Below are 16,711 nucleotides of genomic sequence, written 5' to 3'. Positions count from 1 at the left end.
CCGCTGCACGGCGACCGTCTTGAACGAAAGTGATCACCCCGCGCGATACTGTCCCGGCGTGACGCCGGTACGCGCTTTGAAGTGGCGGGTGAAATGCGCCTGGTCGGCGAAGCCACACTGGATCGCCACGTCGGCAGGCGCCTGCCCTGCCCGCAATAGCTTGCGCGCCTCGCGCACCCGCTCGTCGGTCAGAAAGGCATGCGGGGTGATGTGATACTCGCGCCGGAACGCCCGGATGAGATGCGCGCGGCTCAAAGCCGCGACTTCAGCCAATTCATCAAGCCCGATGTCGCTGTCGAAATTATCGGTCAGATAATCGCGAGCGCGGCCAACCGCGCTACGCTCCTTCGTATCCACCGGCACGACGATCGTGCTGCCGTAACGCTGGAAGATCGCCGCGAGCACGCGAAACATCCCCTCCTCCGATTCCAGTGCTCCCGCACCGCTCTCCAGCACGCGATGAGCGGAATGGAAGGCAGCCGCCATCTCGGGATCGTTGAGAAGCTCCTTCGGGAAGGACGGCGTGCCGTTGAAAGCCCTGCCGGTCACGTCTTCGAGGATGTCGACGAAGAGTTTGGCATCGGGATAGATCATTCGATAGCGATACCCCTCGCCGCCCGGAACGCCGTCATGCACGACGCCTGGGTCGATGAGATAGAGATCGCCTGCGCCGGTCTCCTCCCGGACGCCCTTCATCGTTGCGATCTGCGTGCCGCTTTCGATCGCGCCAATCGAGAAGGTGTCGTGGGCATGAGGCGCATACTCATGCGTCAGGAAGCTTGCGCTCAGGCATTCCATGTTGCGGAATCGCCGGTCACGCCAGAAGCGCGCCCGTTCGATGCCTGCGAGCGGCATCGCGTCGGCCGCCTCTTTTTGCGATACATTCTCCATCGAACCAAACTACTTCAGGCGCGCGCCTGCGTCTTGAACAAAAGTGATCGCAAGATCGATATCTCCTTGGCTTGCTTTCACTTTGCCGTATTGATCTCTAGACTGCCATGCGACAAGCACCCTCCCACTTTTGTGAAGTACCATGACTGATTTTATTGATAGTTTCGAAGACGAAGATCCATTCGATTCCGCCGGCCTGCGCCTGACCGTCGATCTGACGGCGTTGACGGAAAACTGGAAGGACATGGCGCGACGCTCGGCAAAGGCGCGGGCCGCCGCGGTCGTGAAGGCGGACGCCTATGGCACCGGCATCGAAGACTCCGGCGAAGCGCTCTACATGGCCGGCGCACGTGATTTCTTCGTGGCCACCGTCGATGAAGGCGTGACGCTGCGGCCCTACGCGCCGGACGCACGCATTTTCGTCCTCTCCGGCATCTGGCCCGGCACTGAGCGGCGGCTCTTCGAAAACGACCTCGTGCCGGTGATCTCGTCGGAAGAGCAACTCGCCTTCTGGATGGCGGTTCTTGCCGAATACGGCGATTACCCCTGCGCGCTCAATGTCGATACGGGCTTCAACAGGCTGGGCCTTTCCATGGACGAGGCGATCGCGCTTGCCGACGACGTTTCGCGCCCGGCAAGTTTTGCGCCGGTGCTCGTCATGAGTCATCTGGCCTGCAGCGACGACCATTCGTCGGAGATGAACCGGCAACAGCTTGAATCATTTCGACAGGTTAGCGCCGCCTATGAAGGTATCGATTCAAGCCTTGCAGCGTCGGCTGGCATCTTCCTCGGCAGCGACTATCACTTTGATCTCACGCGTCCCGGTATTGCGCTCTACGGCGGCGAATCCGTCAACGACATGGTGAACCCGATGCGGCCGGTGGTGAGCGCCGAGGCGCGGATCATTCAGGTTCGCACGGTGAAAGAGGGCGAATCCGTCGGCTATGGCCGCGCCACGCGACTGACCCGCGACAGCAGGCTCGCCATCGTGTCGGCCGGCTATGCCGACGGGTACCTGCGCAGCCAGTCGAGCGCTGGCGTGCCGCTGCGTCAGACCGTGCCGCGGGGAGGACAGGGCTTCGTGGCCGGGCGGAAGGTCCCGGTTGCGGGGCGCATCAGCATGGACCTGACCATTTTCGACGTTACGGATCTTCCCGAAAACGCAGTGCGTGCAGGCGATTACGTGGAACTGTTCGGGAAGAACGTGCTCGTCGACGACGTCGCGCGCTCGGCCGGCACGATCGGCTATGAGATCCTGACCAGCATCGGCCTACGCCACGAGCGGCGCTACCTGCATGAGGAAGACTAAGGACCTCAGCGCGTCGTCAGGGCCAGTCGCACGCCGAGCGCCAGCAGCAGCGCGCCAAGACCGCGGTCGAGCCAGAGGCCGATGCTTCTCTTGCGCTTGATGAGATCGGCAAGGCGGCCTCCCGCCAGAATAAGCGGCGGCTCGATGAAGGCGGCAACGGCGATGATGAGCACGCCATGGACCGCCAGCTGCAGCCAGGTCGGTCCGGCGGCGTCGACCACGAATTGCGGCAGGAAGGCGAGGAAGAAGATCGCGACTTTCGGGTTCAGAAGCGAAACCAGGATGCCCTGTCTGTAGACGCGGCTCCAGGGCAGGACGTCCTTCGCCGCATTGACCAGACCGCCATCGCCTTTCGAGCGCAGGGCCTGAATGCCGAGCCAGATGAGGTAGATTGCACCGACCCATTTCACGATCGAAAAGGCCAGCGCAGAGGCGGCGAGGATCGCGGAGAGACCGAATGCCGCCATGGCCACATGCAGGCTGGCGCCGGTCCAGATGCCGAAGAGTGCGGCAAAGCCGGTCCTTGTCCCGCTTTTGAGGGTGTGGCCGAGAATGAAGGCCATGTCGGGACCCGGTGACAGGTTGAGCAGGACTGCCGCGGTCAAAAACGCGATCCAGTGCGCGAGGGAATAGTCCAGCATCGTCGTGGCCTCCAAGACAGTGGAGAACAAGTGCCACCAGAGCCCCTGATAGGGAAATCATTAGTTTTGATCGGTGCCGCGAATGATTATTTGAGCAATCAAAGTGATTCGATGCGACGCGCTGGCGGCCATCCAACCGAAAGCATGATTGATGGCGAAGGCCAGGACACAATTCATCTGCCAGAGCTGCGGTGCGGTCCATAACCGCTGGGCGGGCAAGTGTGATAACTGCGGCGAGTGGAATACAATCGTCGAAGAAGACCCGATGGGCGGCATCGGCGGTGGGCCGACCAAGACGCCGAAGAAAGGCCGCCCGGTGGCATTGACGGCACTCTCTGGCGAGATTGAAGAAGCGCCGCGCATCAACACCGGCATCTCGGAACTCGACCGGGCGCTCGGCGGCGGCTTCGTGCGCGGTTCGGCCGTGCTGATCGGTGGCGATCCTGGTATCGGCAAGTCGACGCTGCTGATGCAGGGGGCGGCAGCGCTTTCCCGTCGCGGCCATCGGATCATCTATGTTTCGGGTGAAGAGGCGGTAGCCCAGGTACGGTTGCGGGCGCAGCGCCTGCAGGCGGCCGACACCGATGTCCTGCTGGCTGCCGAAACCAATGTCGAGGACATTCTGGCGACGGTTGCGGAAGGCAAGCGGCCCGATCTTGTGATCATCGACTCCATCCAGACGCTTTGGAGCGAACTGGCTGAATCCGCGCCTGGAACGGTGACGCAGGTGCGCACCGGCGTTCAGTCGATGATCCGCTTCGCCAAGCAGACCGGCGCGGCGATGGTTCTCGTCGGCCACGTCACCAAGGACGGGCAGATCGCAGGCCCCCGTGTCGTCGAGCACATGGTTGATGCCGTTCTCTACTTCGAAGGCGATCGCGGCCATCACTACCGTATCCTGCGCACGGTCAAGAACCGCTTTGGACCGACGGACGAGATCGGCGTCTTCGAAATGTCAGACAAGGGACTGCGCGAGGTCGCCAATCCCTCTGAACTCTTCCTTGGCGAGCGCAACGAGAAATCGCCGGGAGCAGCCGTCTTTGCCGGCATGGAGGGCACGCGTCCAATCCTTGTGGAAGTGCAGGCGCTCGTTGCCCCGACGTCGCTCGGCACCCCCCGCCGCGCCGTCGTCGGCTGGGATTCGGCGCGTCTGTCGATGATCCTTGCCGTACTCGAGGCCCATTGCGGCGTGCGACTAGGCCAGCACGACGTCTATCTCAACATCGCAGGCGGCTACCGCATCTCCGAGCCGGCCGCCGATCTCGCCGTCGCCTCGGCCCTGGTTTCCTCGCTTGCCGGTATTGCCCTCCCGGCCAATTGTGTCTATTTCGGCGAAGTCAGCCTGTCGGGCGCCGTCCGGCCGGTTTCACATACGTCCCAGCGCCTCAAAGAAGCCGAGAAGCTGGGCTTTTCTGCCGCGCTGCTTCCCTCGGCGTCAGCTGACCTGCCGAAGGGTTCCGGCGGTCGCTGGAGTGAGATTGAAAGCCTGCCGGACCTGGTTGCACGTATTGCCGGGTCGAAAGGCGCACTGCGACGTGTGGAAGAAGAGGTTTGATCCTTTCATCGCCAGCATCGGTGATGTTATAGGAAGCACGCAATGAGGCGCGACCAAGCCGTAGATAAACGGCGGTCCTGGAGTTGAATTTATATGCCCATTACGATTTTCGACGGTATTGTCATCGGCGTCGTTCTTTTCTCCGCCGTACTTGCAATGGTGCGCGGCTTCTCCCGCGAAGTTCTTTCGATCGCAAGCTGGGGCGGCTCTGCAGCCGCCGCATACTATTTCTATCCCTACCTCGTTCCCTACGCGAGGAAGTACACGGATGACGACCGCATCGCGATCGTCGGTTCGGCCGCGGTCGTGTTCCTGATCGCGCTGATCGTGATTTCCTTCATTACCATGAAGATCGCTGACTTCATCATCGACAGCCGGATCGGCGCGCTGGACCGCACTTTGGGCTTTCTCTTCGGCGCGGCTAGGGGCATACTTCTTCTCGTCGTCGCCGTCGCTTTCTGGAACTGGCTCGTGGACGCGGATCACCGCCCGGCCTGGGTGAACAACGCCAAGTCGAAACCGTTCCTGGACTCGATGGTCGTCAAGTTGCAGTCCGTACTGCCGGCCGAGTTCGCGCAGATGGTGCGGGCGAGCGTGATGGACAAAATTCAGCCGCAGGGCGGCAATACTGAGAGTGGCAATGCGCCGGCATCCGATCAGGCGCCAGCCGAAGATGCAGCGCCCGCCCCTGCGAATGGTGCACAACAGCCGTCGAATTGACGCAGTGTTCAACAGCTTGACCCGCCACCTGGCAATTGCCATTTGAGCGAAACGTGAATAAAGGTCCGGCCGGGCATCCGCTCCGCCGGGCCTCAGCCGTTTAAAACGCATGATAACGGCGTCATGCTATGGAAAAGCCGATCCATTCTTGTGAGAGCAAAGGCCCGCATCGATGAACCAGTCTCATTCCTTGACGCTCAATGATGAATTCGATGGAGATACGCTCCACGAAGAATGCGGCGTCTTCGGCATTCTTGGCCATGACGATGCGTCAACGTTGACGGCGCTCGGCCTTCACGCCCTTCAGCATCGCGGGCAGGAAGCGGCCGGTATCGTCTCCTTCGATGGTTTGCGCTTCCACTCCGAACGGCATATGGGCCTCGTCGGCGATCATTACACGAACCCGACCACCCTCGCCCGCCTGCCCGGCAACATCTCGATCGGCCACAATCGCTATTCAACGACCGGCGAAGTGGCGCTCCGCAACGTGCAGCCGCTCTTTGCGGAACTCGAAGTCGGCGGCATCGCCATCGCCCACAACGGCAACTTCACGAACGGGCTCACCCTTCGCCGCCAGCTGATCGCCGGTGGCGCCATCTGTCAGTCGACCTCCGATACGGAAGTCGTTCTCCACCTCATCGCCCGCTCACGCTACAGCTCCACGGCTGACCGCTTCATCGACGCGATCCGCCAGATGGAAGGCGGCTATTCGATGCTCGCCATGACGCGCACGAAGCTGATTGCAGCGCGCGATCCCACCGGCATCCGTCCGCTCGTCATGGGTGAGCTCGACGGCAAGCCGATCTTCTGCTCGGAGACCTGCGCGCTTGACATCATCGGCGCCAAGTTCGTCCGCGACGTCGAGAACGGCGAAGTCATCATCTGCGAAATCCAGCCGGACGGCTCGATCTCGATCGACGCCCGCAAGGCCGGCAACGGCCAGCCGGAGCGCCTCTGCCTGTTCGAATATGTCTATTTCGCTCGTCCGGACTCTGTCGTCGGCGGTCGCAGCGTCTATGTCGCGCGCAAGAACATGGGCGTCAACCTTGCCAAGGAAGCGCCTGTTGCGGCTGATGTCGTCGTTCCCGTACCGGACGGCGGCACACCGGCAGCGCTCGGCTACGCTCAGGAAAGCGGCATTCCCTTCGAATACGGCATCATCCGCAACCATTATGTCGGTCGCACCTTCATCGAACCGACGCAGCAGATCCGCGCCTTCGGCGTCAAACTGAAGCACTCCGCCAACCGGGCGATGATCGAGGGCAAGCGCGTCGTGCTCGTCGACGATTCGGTCGTGCGCGGCACCACCTCGCTGAAGATCGTGCAGATGATCCGCGATGCCGGCGCCAAGGAAGTGCATTTGCGCGTCGCCAGCCCGATGATCTATTATCCTGACTTCTACGGCATCGACACGCCGGACCGCGAGAAGCTGCTGGCCAACCAGTACGACAGTCTCGAGGCCATGTGCAAATATATCGGCGCCGACTCCCTGCAGTTCTTGTCGATCAACGGCCTTTATCGCGCCGTCGGCGGCGAGGACCGTAACAACGCCCGCCCGCAGTTCACCGACCACTACTTCACCGGCGACTATCCGACTCGCCTTCTCGACAAGGACGGCGAAACGATGGGCCGCAAGGTTTCCCTGCTCGCGACCAATGGCTGACAGGCATTGGCTTTGACATTTCATGAGGGGGCGCTTATTGCGCCCCTTGATTTTTCAGCGACGCAGGACCGGGGCACAATGACTATCAACCTTGAAGGCAAGATCGCGCTCGTCACCGGCGCATCCCGCGGCATCGGTTATTTCACGGCACTTGAACTGGCAAAAGCCGGCGCCCATGTGATTGCCTGTGCTCGCACGGTCGGCGGCCTCGAGGATCTCGACGATGCGATCAAGTCCGTTGGCGGCTCGGCCACCCTTGTCCCCTTCGACCTGGCCGACATGAACGCGATCGATGCGCTCGGCGCCTCGATCTTCGAGCGCTGGGGCAAACTCGACATCCTGGTCGCCAATGCGGGCGTACTCGGCGTGATTTCGCCGATCGGGCATATCGAGGCAAAGACCTTCGAGAAGGTGATGAACATCAACGTCACGGCGACGTGGCGACTGATCCGTTCGGTCGATCCGCTGCTTTCGCGCTCGGAGGCCGGCCGCGCCGCCATTCTCTCATCCGGCGCTGCGCACAAGTGCCGTCCTTTCTGGGGTCCCTACTCCGCGTCCAAGGCTGCCGTCGAAGCGCTTGCCCGTACCTGGGCCGGAGAAACGCAGCGCACGCCGCTTCGCATCACCAGTGTCGATCCTGGCGCCACCCGCACCGCCATGCGCGCGCAGGCCGTTCCGGGCGAAAATCCAGACACGTTGCCGCATCCCTCCGAGGTCGCCAAGGCGATCCTGCCGCTGGTCGGCCCCGACGTGACCGAGACCGGCAAGCTCTTCATCGTTCGCGAAAACAAGCTCGTCGACTACCGCCTGCCGGAGTAAGGCAACAATCAACTTGACGGAGCGGCCGCCAACAGGTGAGCGAAGCCTGTTTCCGAGGGACATAGCGCGTTGAGGTCCACTGGTCCCTGAATGCCGTTCAGCGTGCCGTTATCGGCGAACTGCCAGATTGACCAGTCGCGGCAGTCGTTCTGCCGTGGCTCCTGCCCGATGCTGCGCAGCCATAGATAGTGATCGGGGAACCGTGCCTCGTTTCCCTTCAGGTATTGATCGAAGAATTGCTGGTTCAGATAGAAGATCGGCCGGCCGGGATAAGCGCCGTTCAGTTCGTCCAGGAATGCGTTGATTTCCGCAACCAGTTCATCGAGCGTCGGCACCTTGCCACAGTTGCCGGTGAATTCGAGGTCGATCGCGATCGGCAACGCGTCCGCTTCGACAGGCACAGTCGCCATTAGATTACGGGCCTGTTCACGGCCGGGGCGGCAGAATGTGAAGAAGTGATAGGCGCCGGGCACGATGCCGGCATCTTTCGCAGCCTTCCAGTTTTCGGCAAAGCGCGTGTCGCGGTGATCCCCGCCCTCGGTCGCCTTCATGATCGCGAAGCGAACGTTCGGCTGCCGTGCCAAGGCTCGCCAATCTACGGCGCCCTGATGGTGGCTGATGTCGATGCCCTGTATGGGATAGTCCGCAAGCGTCGGAGGAGTGAACGGTGCCATCGCACGATCGTATGCCAGATACGATGCGACCGCGACAGCCAGAATCACCAGTCCGAGGATTGTTCGACAGAGGCTTTTCACACCAGGGCTCTTTCGCTTTCTTTGGCCGGTTGTAACAGAATTTTGTTGCCCTGCGATGCGGGAGGCACGCCAGGCCCCGGGCTTACGCTTCGGGCGTCGGCCGGGCCGCTTCTCACCCCCTTGACCAAACCCGGTTCCCGCGCCATAAAACCCGCCATGAAAACGGTTGTCTGCATTATCTGCCGGAAGATTATTCGCTAGCGCGCTCGCTGGCCTGGCCGTTTTCGTCTCCTGAAAAGTCCAAGATGAGAAACGCCCCGGCCCGCCGGTGGTAGAATTTTTCGGATCATTGCATTTGGGAGAGTAGATATGGCCGGCGCGCCAGACACTAAGAAGCCGGAACTGAAGCTTTACAACACGCTGACGCGCGACAAGGCAGCCTTCGCGCCGATCGATTCGCAGAACGTGCGCATGTATGTTTGCGGCCCGACTGTTTATGACTACGCCCATATCGGCAACGCGCGTCCCGCCATCATCTTCGACGTGCTGTTTCGGCTGCTGAACCATGTCTATGGCGCCGAACATGTCACCTATGCGCGCAACATCACCGACGTCGATGACAAGATCAATGCGCGGGCTCTGCGCGACCACCCCGGCTTGCCGCTGAACGAGGCGATCCGCTTGGTCACCGAAAGAACCGAGACGCAATATCTCGAAGACGCCAAGGCCCTCGGCTGCCTTGATCCGACGATCCAGCCGCGGGCGACCGACAACATTGCCCAGATGATCGCGATCATTGAGAAGCTGATTGCCAAGAGCCACGCCTATCAGGCGGAGGGCGAAGTGCTGTTCAATACGAAATCCATGACAGATTACGGCGCGCTTTCCAGGCGCAACCTCGAGGAACAGCAGGCAGGCGCGCGCGTCGCGGTCGAAGCGCACAAGAAAAACCCGGGCGACTTCGTCCTCTGGAAGCTTTCGAGCGACAACGAACCCGGCTGGGAAAGCCCTTGGGGGCGCGGTCGCCCGGGCTGGCATATCGAATGCTCGGCCATGAGCGAACGCTATCTGGGCGAGGTCTTCGACATTCACGGCGGCGGTCTCGACCTGATCTTCCCCCACCATGAGAACGAGATCGCCCAGTCGCGTTGCGCCCATGGCACCAAGGTCATGGCAAACGTCTGGATGCACAACGGCTTCCTGCAGGTCGAGGGCCGCAAGATGTCGAAGTCGGAAGGCAATTTCGTCACTATCTACGAGTTGCTACACACCGAGAAGTTCGGCGGCCGGCAGTGGCCCGGCGAAGTCCTGCGTCTTGCCATGCTGATGACCCACTACCGCGAGCCGATCGACTTTTCGGTCAAGCGGCTGGAGGAGGCCGAACGGGTGCTCGCCAAGTGGCCGGCAGCGGACGCAGCGGGCGCGCAGCCCGACGCCGCTGTCCTCAGCGCTTTGGCCGACGACCTCAACACGGTGGCGGCCGTTCAAGCGTTGCATGCGCTTGCCCAGTCCGGCGATCACGCAACATTTGCCGCCAGCGCGATCCTGCTCGGTGTCCTGCCTGAGAAGGCAGAAATCGACGAAGCGGTCGCCATCGAAATCGACCGACGCGTGAAGGCGCGGCTCGAATTGCTCAAGGCGAAGAACTTCCCCGAGGCCGACACAATACGCGACACCCTGCTTGCCGAAGGCATCCAGCTGAAGGACGGCAAGGATCCGGCCACCGGCGAACGGGTGACTAAGTGGGAGGTGAAGAGATGACCACCTATACCGGTGGGTGCCAGTGCGGGGCGATCCGTTTTCGCGTTCGCGGCACCTTGAAGGAGACGTCCATCTGTCATTGCCGCATGTGTCAGAAGGCGTTCGGTGCCTATTACGCACCGCTGGTCTCCGTGCGTGGCGCCGAGTTCGAATGGACGCGCGGCGAGCGCAAGCGCTTTCGTTCGTCCAACATGGTCGAGCGCGGCTTCTGCGCCGATTGCGGCACGCCGCTGACTTACGAGGCGCCGGATGGCATGGCGGTCGCGGCAGGCGCCTTCGATGATCCGTCCGCCCTTGCGCCAGTCATCCAGTTCGGCACGGAAGGCAAGATCGGCTTCGTCGACCATCTGCATGAGTTGCCCGCCCGAGAGACGGAAGACGATGCCGAGGCTGCTCCCTTCGTGCTCGACATCGTATCCTACCAGCATCCGGACCATGACACGACGACGTGGCCTGAGGAGAGACATCCATGACACCCGCAGCGGCTCTGAGCGGAGGTTGCCAGTGCGGCGCGGTTCGCTACCGGGCCGTCGGCGAACTCGGCTATCCGCACCTTTGCCACTGCCGCATGTGCCAGAAGGCGGCCGGAAACTACTTCATGCCGCTGGCTGCGGCGAAGCGAACAGATTTCGCACTGACGCGCGGCGAGCCCAAATGGTTCCACTCTTCCGGTATCGTACGGCGCGGCTTTTGCGCGGACTGCGGGACGCCGCTTTTCTACGATGTTCCGGATGCCGACTTCATCAACATCGCGCTCGGCTCGTTGGACGATCCCGATAGCGTCAAGCCGGTGATGCAATCGAACACCGGACGCAGGATGAGCTGGTTTCACGAGCTCGATGCCCTGCCCGTCGAGCCGGAACCCGAAACGCCCGATCGCGACAACGCCATTGCCGCGAGCAATCACCAGCATCCCGATCACGACACGGCCCATTGGCCAACCGGAGCGTCACAATGAGCGAACCCATTCGAACCGGCGGCTGTCAATGCGGCGCAGTTAGATTCCGCATCAGCGGCAAGCTTGGCCGTCCCTCGATCTGCCATTGCCGTATGTGCCAGAAGCAGTTCGGCGGGTTCTTCTCCGCCCTGGTCACGGCGCCTGACGAAGGCATGGCGTGGACGCGCGGCGCGCCCAGCTATTTCCAGTCCTCCGTCAATATCGAGCGCGGCTTCTGCAAAAATTGCGGCACGCCGATGACCTACCGCCACCCGGGCGGCCTCGAGCTGGCGATCGGAACATTCGACGACCGCAGCGATCTGTCGCCGCAAATTCAGGTCAACTACGACGCCCGCATCCCCTGGGTCGAGACGATCTTCGACCAGCCCATTCACAAGGACCCGGATTACTACGCGCAGCAGGAGGCAATCATTTCCTTCCAGCATCCCGATCACGATACTGCAATCTGGCCAGCCGAAGGCGTCAAAATATGACTGAAGTGCTCCGTACCCTCTACCCCGAGATCGAACCCTATGCCTCCGGCCACCTCGGCGTCGGCGACGGCCATAAGATCTATTGGGAGCGTTCGGGCACGCCGGGTGCAAAGCCGGCGATCTTCCTGCACGGCGGGCCCGGCGGCGGCTTTTCGCCGAGCCACCGCCGCCTCTTCGACCCTGCGCTGTACGACGTATTGCTGTTCGACCAGCGTGGTTGCGGCAAGTCCACGCCGCACGCCGATCTCAATGCCAACACGACCTGGCACCTTGTCGCCGACATCGAGCGGCTGCGTGAGATGGCAGGCGTCGAGAAGTGGCAAGTCTTCGGTGGCTCGTGGGGCTCGACGCTGGCGCTCGCTTATGCCGAGAAGCATCCGGAGCGTGTTTCCGAGCTGATCGTGCGCGGCATCTATACGCTCACCAAGGCCGAGCTCGACTGGTATTATCAGTTCGGCGTGTCGGAAATGTTCCCCGACAAATGGGAGCGCTTCATTGCACCGATCCCGTCGGAAGAGCGCCATGAAATGATGCATGCTTACAATCGCCGCCTTACCGGCGCGGACCGGGCCGTTGCCCTAGAGGCTGCCAAAGCCTGGAGCATCTGGGAAGGCGAGACGATCACGCTGCTGCCGGAAAAGTCGACCAGCGGCAAGTTCGAGGAGGCCGACTTCGCCTATGCTTTCGCGCGCATCGAGAACCACTTCTTCGTCAATGCGGGCTGGATGGACGAAGGACAGTTGCTGCGCGATGCTTATAAGCTGAAGGACGTTCCCGGCGTCATCCGTGCACGGCCGCTACGACATGCCCTGCCCGGCAAAGTATGCCTGGCTATTGCATAAGGCATGGCCAAGGGCAGAGTTCCATCTGATCGAAGGCGCCGGACACGCCTATTCGGAACCAGGCATCCTCGACAAGCTGATCCGCGCTACGGACAAGTTCGCCGGAAAGCAATAGCGAGCCACAAGGCCGACAGGACCACCATCATGACACGCAAAAAGATCTACCTCTTCGACACGACGCTCCGCGACGGGCAGCAGACGCCCGGCATCGACTTCTCCGTCGAGGACAAGATTGCGATCGCAAGCATGCTTGATGAGTTCGGCCTTGACTACGTGGAAGGCGGCTATCCTGGCGCCAATCCGACGGATACTGCCTTCTTCAGCGAGAAGCGCACGACGCAAGCTCGCTTCGTCGCCTTCGGAATGACGAAGCGAGCCGGCATTTCAGCCTCCAACGACCCGGGCCTGGCTAGCCTCCTGCAGGCCGAGAGCGACGCGATCTGTTTTGTCGCCAAGAGCTGGGACTATCACGTGAAGGTGGCGCTTGGCTGCACCAACGAGGAAAACCTCGAAAGCATCGCTGAGAGCGTCAAGGCCGCCGTCGCCGCGGGCAAGGAGGCATTGGTCGACTGCGAACATTTCTTCGACGGTTATAAGGCAAACCCCGCCTATGCTATCGCCTGCGCCAAGACCGCCTATGAATCCGGCGCACGCTGGGTCGTGCTCTGCGACACCAATGGCGGCACGCAACCGCCAGAAATCCGCAATATCGTCTACGCGGTTATTGCGGCGGGCGTTCCCGGTCACTGGCTTGGCATCCACGCGCACAACGACACCGGTCAGGCGGTCGCCAATTCGCTTGCCGCCGTGGAAGCGGGTGTGCGACAGATCCAGGGCACGCTGAACGGCATCGGCGAGCGCTGCGGCAATGCCAACCTCGTGACCCTCATCCCGACGCTGGCGCTGAAGGAAACATATTCATCCCGGTTCGAAACCTCGATCGACACCGAGCGATTGTTGAATCTCACACGACTCTCGCACGCTTTCGACGAGCTGTTGAACCGCTCGCCCGATCATCAGATGCCTTATGTCGGCGCGTCTGCCTTTGCGACAAAGGCTGGCATTCATGCTTCGGCTTTGCTCAAGGATCCGCGCACTTACGAGCATGTGACGCCTGAAAGCGTCGGTAATTTCCGCAAGGTCATGGTCTCAGACCAGGGTGGCAAGGCGAACTTCATCAACGCGCTAAAGCGCCGCGGCATCGAGGTCGGCAAGGACGACCCGAAGCTCGACCGCTTGATCGCGCTGGTCAAGGAGCGTGAAGCGTCGGGCTATGCCTATGAGGGCGCCGATGCCAGCTTCGAGCTGCTTGCTCGGCGGACCCTCGGCACGATCCCGGAATTCTTCTCTGTCGAGGGCTTCCGCATCATGGTCGAGCGCCGCTTCGATTCCCATGGCCGCGTGAAAATCGTCTCGGAAGCCGTCGTGAAGATCGTCATCGACGGGCAGACGATCATGTCCGTCGCGGAAGGCGACGGTCCGGTCAACGCGCTCGACCTTGCGCTGCGCAAGGACTTCGGCAAATATCAGCACGAGATCGATGATCTGGTTCTGGCCGACTTCAAGGTCCGTATCCTCAATGGCGGCACCGAGGCCATTACTCGCGTTCTCATCGAATCCACCGATAGCGACGGGGTTCGCTGGTGGACGGTCGGCGTGTCCGAGAACATCATCGACGCATCGTTCCAGGCACTGATGGACTCGGTGATCTACAAGCTGATGAAGAACCGGCAACTGGCCGGCAAGATCGCCGCCGAATAGGCTTCACATACCGAATACGAGGCCCCAATCCGCCTCCGAATACCACTCCTTGCCCTGCCGTGCGGTCTTCCAGCGCAGGGCGCGGACATGCTGCATACCGCCTCTGCTGAAGGCGGCTTCGAGCCGCCTGTAGCTGTCGAACCCACCCGCCACGGCCTCCGCCCAGACAAACGAGACCGGGGCAAGATACTCGGCTGCGTAGCCATGTTCTTCGCGGCAAAACAGGAAGAAGCCAGCGTAGGAAGCAAGCCCGGTCGGGCCTGCCGCATCGACGTCAGGGACGCCCAGCGGCATGATCAGTCGACCGCCGACACTCAACCGCTCCACCCAGGGTTCGGCCGGAAAATGGACGGCAAAATTCACATAGACGGCATCGGTCAGCTCGCGCGGCCATTCGACCCCGTTGCCACGGACGACACGAACGTTCGGATAGGCCCGCAAATTATCCTCTGCGCGCCTCGCCAGCTCCTCATTGAATTCGACGGCAGTGACGTGGCCATCGCCGCCAACCAGCAGAGACATGATCGCCGTGTAGTAGCCACTGCCGGCGCCGACATGGCAGACCGTTTCCCCACGGCGCAGCGCCAGCTTATGGATGCCCCTGGCATGCAAGCTCGGGCTACCGTTGTTGACATGCCGCTCATGCTGAAGCGCAAACAGGGCATCCTGGTAGACGACAGAGGGATCCCCCGAGGGAACATCGACATAGCCGCACCAACTCGCCGTCTTCCACGGCGGCGGCCCCAGGAACCGCTCGCGCGGCACCGTCGCGAAGGCGCGCAACAGCGCGTCGTCGCTTTGCACGCCCTCCTTCGAAAGCACCTGCGCGGCAAACGCCCTTCGGCAGTTCGCAAGAGCCTCTTCGTCCATGGTCTTCACCCTCGCGATGGCCGGCATCCATTCACCGAAATGAATTGGCCTATTCACGTCCGTTGCGTTAAGCGGATCCATAACAAGAACAAATATGGAAACACTCGATGTCCGCCAATGCAAGCGCTCCGATCGTCAAGAACGAAGACAGTCCACGTGGCTTCGCCTTTGCGCTGACGGCGTATCTTCTGTGGGGCTTCTTGCCGATCTACATGAAGGCCGTCGCTCATATTTCGCCGGCGGAGGTCATCGCTCATCGCATCCTCTGGTCCTTGCCCTTGGCAGGGCTGGTGCTCGTCGTCCTCGGCCGCACGCAAGATATCCACACAGCCTTGAGATCACCGCGGATGCTGGCCATGGCCGCACTCACCGCTGCCCTGATCACTGTCAATTGGGGCACCTATGTCTGGGCGATCGGCAGCGGCCACGCGATCGACGCGGCGCTCGGCTATTTCATCAATCCGCTGTTCAGCATCTTCCTCGGCGCCGTGGTATTGAAAGAGCGACTGCAACCTGTGCAAATCGCAGCGATTGCGTTGGCTGGCCTCGCGGTCGTCGTGCTGGCGCTTGATAGCGGCGGCTTGCCGTGGGTGTCGCTGACGCTGACGATTTCCTGGGGTCTTTATGCGCTGTTTCGCAAGACGCTGCCGCTCGGTCCGAACCAGGGTTTCTTCCTGGAGGTGCTGATCCTCAGCGTCCCGGCCCTGTTCTACGTTCTCTATCTGGAGCTCGGCAGCGGCGAAGGACACTTCTATCGCACCGGCTGGGCCGATACCGCCCTGTTGCTCGGCTGCGGCATCGTCACCGCCGTACCGCTGATGATCTATGCCAATGGCGCCAAGCTGCTCAGGCTTTCGACCATCGGCATCATGCAGTACATCGCGCCGACGATGATCTTCCTCATCGCGATCTTCGTGTTCCACGAGCCGCTCGGCACGGCGCGCATGATCGCCTTCCCGCTGATCTGGGCGGGCTTGTTCCTCTACAGCTGGGCGACGCTCAAGGGGAGCCGCGAGCGCTAGAGCAGGAGCCGGGGCAGCATTTAGATTTCAGGCCCATCGGGCCTAAAGTCATCCTGATCTTGGAACGCGTTACATCTTCGAGATCACCTCATCCTCACCCTCGCGGTCCAGGGATGCGATCTCGGCCGCCTGTGCCATGATGCCGGGGATGATTTCGGATATGTCGTCTATGACGAGCGGCTGAACGCGATGGGCCGTATGGACGAAACCCTCGTCTGTCATGTGGCGCATGAGCTCCATCATCGGATCCCAAAAGCCGCCGACGTTGGCAAACACCATCGGCTTCTCGTGACGGCCGAGCTGCGCCCAGGTCATGATCTCGACGATTTCCTCCAGCGTACCGATGCCGCCCGGCAGCGCTACGAAGGCGTCGGAGCGCTCGAACATCGCATGTTTGCGCGTATGCATATCAGGCGTTACAATCAGTTCATTGAGCTGGCCGAGGGAATGGCGCGTAGCCTCCATGTCGATCAGGAACTCGGGGATGATGCCGGTTACCTGACCACCGTTCGAAAGCACGCCGCTCGCCACAGCCCCCATGATGCCCTTGGTGCCTCCACCATAGATGAGGCGCAGGCCATATTCGGCGATTTCCTTACCCAGCGCACGACCGGCCGCCATGTGGCGAGGATCGCTGCCCGGTCGCGAGCCACAGTAAACACAGATGGAGCGAATGGAATGAGATTGATCTGTCATAAGGGCAAACAACTATTCTCTATGGCTCCAGTCAA

Annotated in this window: 16 protein-coding genes and 1 pseudogene; 12 read left to right on the top strand and 5 right to left on the bottom strand. The window is 61.5% G+C overall.

The window, feature by feature from the left end:
* Positions 1–33: 33 nt before the first annotated feature.
* A complete protein-coding gene (locus LPU83_RS45140; protein WP_024316458.1) occupies positions 34–855 on the bottom strand; it encodes an AraC family transcriptional regulator in 822 nt (273 codons plus the stop codon).
* A 178-nt stretch (positions 856–1,033) separates the two neighbouring features.
* Between LPU83_RS45140 and alr the strand changes: the two genes are divergently transcribed.
* Positions 1,034–2,200 carry an alanine racemase gene (gene alr, locus LPU83_RS45135; RefSeq protein ID WP_024316457.1) on the top strand — a complete coding sequence of 389 codons (1,167 nt, stop codon included), beginning with the start codon at positions 1,034–1,036 and terminating at the stop codon, positions 2,198–2,200.
* A 5-nt stretch (positions 2,201–2,205) separates the two neighbouring features.
* Here the strand turns inward: alr and LPU83_RS45130 are convergent, their stop codons facing one another.
* A complete protein-coding gene (locus LPU83_RS45130) occupies positions 2,206–2,841 on the bottom strand; it encodes a LysE family translocator (protein ID WP_024316456.1) in 636 nt (211 codons plus the stop codon).
* A gap of 151 nt (positions 2,842–2,992) precedes the next feature.
* Between LPU83_RS45130 and radA the strand changes: the two genes are divergently transcribed.
* The 4 genes from radA (at position 2,993) to LPU83_RS45110 (ending at position 7,598) form a co-directional block, all read left to right on the top strand.
* Positions 2,993–4,396, top strand: coding sequence for a DNA repair protein RadA (radA, locus tag LPU83_RS45125; protein ID WP_024316455.1), 1,404 nt, complete (start codon positions 2,993–2,995; stop codon positions 4,394–4,396).
* Positions 4,397–4,489: 93 nt separating this feature from the next.
* Complete coding sequence (locus tag LPU83_RS45120; RefSeq protein WP_024316454.1) at positions 4,490–5,116, top strand: CvpA family protein; 627 nt, start codon at positions 4,490–4,492, stop codon at positions 5,114–5,116.
* Between the two features lie 172 nt (positions 5,117–5,288).
* Positions 5,289–6,779, top strand: coding sequence for an amidophosphoribosyltransferase (gene purF / locus LPU83_RS45115; protein ID WP_024316453.1), 1,491 nt, complete (start codon positions 5,289–5,291; stop codon positions 6,777–6,779).
* A 78-nt stretch (positions 6,780–6,857) separates the two neighbouring features.
* A complete protein-coding gene (locus tag LPU83_RS45110; RefSeq protein ID WP_024316452.1) occupies positions 6,858–7,598 on the top strand; it encodes an SDR family NAD(P)-dependent oxidoreductase in 741 nt (246 codons plus the stop codon).
* Positions 7,599–7,606: 8 nt separating this feature from the next.
* Here the strand turns inward: LPU83_RS45110 and LPU83_RS45105 are convergent, their stop codons facing one another.
* Positions 7,607–8,353 carry a glycoside hydrolase family 25 protein gene (locus LPU83_RS45105; RefSeq protein WP_024316451.1) on the bottom strand — a complete coding sequence of 249 codons (747 nt, stop codon included), beginning with the start codon at positions 8,351–8,353 and terminating at the stop codon, positions 7,607–7,609.
* A gap of 309 nt (positions 8,354–8,662) precedes the next feature.
* Between LPU83_RS45105 and cysS the strand changes: the two genes are divergently transcribed.
* The 6 genes and pseudogenes from cysS to cimA all read left to right on the top strand — a co-directional run bounded on the left by cysS (position 8,663) and on the right by cimA (position 14,088).
* Positions 8,663–10,054 (top strand): cysteine--tRNA ligase, encoded by a 1,392-nt coding sequence (gene cysS / locus LPU83_RS45100; protein ID WP_024316450.1) that lies wholly within the window; start codon positions 8,663–8,665, stop codon positions 10,052–10,054.
* Complete coding sequence (locus LPU83_RS45095) at positions 10,051–10,527, top strand: GFA family protein (RefSeq protein WP_024316449.1); 477 nt, start codon at positions 10,051–10,053, stop codon at positions 10,525–10,527. Before cysS ends, LPU83_RS45095 begins: the two co-directional genes overlap by 4 nt.
* Complete coding sequence (locus LPU83_RS45090) at positions 10,524–11,012, top strand: GFA family protein (RefSeq protein WP_024316448.1); 489 nt, start codon at positions 10,524–10,526, stop codon at positions 11,010–11,012. The genes LPU83_RS45095 and LPU83_RS45090 overlap by 4 nt, the downstream gene beginning before the upstream one ends.
* The gene (locus LPU83_RS45085) at positions 11,009–11,485 is read left to right on the top strand and encodes a GFA family protein (protein ID WP_024316447.1); all 477 of its coding nucleotides are present in this window, start codon (positions 11,009–11,011) and stop codon (positions 11,483–11,485) included. The genes LPU83_RS45090 and LPU83_RS45085 overlap by 4 nt, the downstream gene beginning before the upstream one ends.
* Positions 11,482–12,442, top strand: a pseudogene (gene pip, locus LPU83_RS45080) (prolyl aminopeptidase). Before LPU83_RS45085 ends, pip begins: the two are co-directional and overlap by 4 nt.
* A gap of 29 nt (positions 12,443–12,471) precedes the next feature.
* Entirely contained in the window at positions 12,472–14,088 is a 1,617-nt protein-coding gene (cimA, locus tag LPU83_RS45075; protein WP_024316446.1) for a citramalate synthase, read from the top strand.
* A 3-nt stretch (positions 14,089–14,091) separates the two neighbouring features.
* Here cimA and LPU83_RS45070 read toward each other — a convergent pair whose 3' ends face one another.
* Positions 14,092–14,985: a protein-L-isoaspartate O-methyltransferase family protein gene (locus LPU83_RS45070; RefSeq protein WP_037070216.1), complete on the bottom strand. Its 894-nt coding sequence runs from the start codon at positions 14,983–14,985 to the stop codon at positions 14,092–14,094.
* 80 nt (positions 14,986–15,065) lie between these two features.
* Between LPU83_RS45070 and rarD the strand changes: the two genes are divergently transcribed.
* On the top strand, positions 15,066–15,980 hold the full coding sequence (gene rarD, locus LPU83_RS45065; protein ID WP_024316444.1) for an EamA family transporter RarD: 915 nt from the start codon (positions 15,066–15,068) through the stop codon (positions 15,978–15,980).
* Positions 15,981–16,049: 69 nt separating this feature from the next.
* Here the strand turns inward: rarD and LPU83_RS45060 are convergent, their stop codons facing one another.
* Entirely contained in the window at positions 16,050–16,676 is a 627-nt protein-coding gene (locus LPU83_RS45060; protein WP_024316443.1) for an LOG family protein, read from the bottom strand.
* Between the last annotated feature and the right edge of the window lie 35 nt (positions 16,677–16,711).

Source organism: Rhizobium favelukesii, from assembly GCF_000577275.2.
GTDB classification, from domain to species: domain Bacteria; phylum Pseudomonadota; class Alphaproteobacteria; order Rhizobiales; family Rhizobiaceae; genus Rhizobium; species Rhizobium favelukesii.
Note: the sequence above shows the minus strand (reverse complement) of the source record. Positions and strands in the feature narration are given on the sequence as shown.

Excerpts from the sequence above, each read along its gene's own strand:
- LPU83_RS45140 (WP_024316458.1), bottom strand. The coding sequence starts at position 855 with ATGCCGCTCGCAGGCATCGAACGGGCGCGCTTCTGGCGTGACCGGCGA.
- alr (WP_024316457.1), top strand. The coding sequence starts at position 1,034 with ATGACTGATTTTATTGATAGTTTCGAAGACGAAGATCCATTCGATTCC.
- LPU83_RS45130 (WP_024316456.1), bottom strand. The coding sequence starts at position 2,841 with ATGCTGGACTATTCCCTCGCGCACTGGATCGCGTTTTTGACCGCGGCA.
- radA (WP_024316455.1), top strand. The coding sequence starts at position 2,993 with ATGGCGAAGGCCAGGACACAATTCATCTGCCAGAGCTGCGGTGCGGTC.
- LPU83_RS45120 (WP_024316454.1), top strand. The coding sequence starts at position 4,490 with ATGCCCATTACGATTTTCGACGGTATTGTCATCGGCGTCGTTCTTTTC.
- purF (WP_024316453.1), top strand. The coding sequence starts at position 5,289 with ATGAACCAGTCTCATTCCTTGACGCTCAATGATGAATTCGATGGAGAT.
- LPU83_RS45110 (WP_024316452.1), top strand. The coding sequence starts at position 6,858 with ATGACTATCAACCTTGAAGGCAAGATCGCGCTCGTCACCGGCGCATCC.
- cysS (WP_024316450.1), top strand. The coding sequence starts at position 8,663 with ATGGCCGGCGCGCCAGACACTAAGAAGCCGGAACTGAAGCTTTACAAC.
- LPU83_RS45095 (WP_024316449.1), top strand. The coding sequence starts at position 10,051 with ATGACCACCTATACCGGTGGGTGCCAGTGCGGGGCGATCCGTTTTCGC.
- LPU83_RS45090 (WP_024316448.1), top strand. The coding sequence starts at position 10,524 with ATGACACCCGCAGCGGCTCTGAGCGGAGGTTGCCAGTGCGGCGCGGTT.
- LPU83_RS45085 (WP_024316447.1), top strand. The coding sequence starts at position 11,009 with ATGAGCGAACCCATTCGAACCGGCGGCTGTCAATGCGGCGCAGTTAGA.
- cimA (WP_024316446.1), top strand. The coding sequence starts at position 12,472 with ATGACACGCAAAAAGATCTACCTCTTCGACACGACGCTCCGCGACGGG.
- LPU83_RS45070 (WP_037070216.1), bottom strand. The coding sequence starts at position 14,985 with ATGCCGGCCATCGCGAGGGTGAAGACCATGGACGAAGAGGCTCTTGCG.
- rarD (WP_024316444.1), top strand. The coding sequence starts at position 15,066 with ATGTCCGCCAATGCAAGCGCTCCGATCGTCAAGAACGAAGACAGTCCA.
- LPU83_RS45060 (WP_024316443.1), bottom strand. The coding sequence starts at position 16,676 with ATGACAGATCAATCTCATTCCATTCGCTCCATCTGTGTTTACTGTGGC.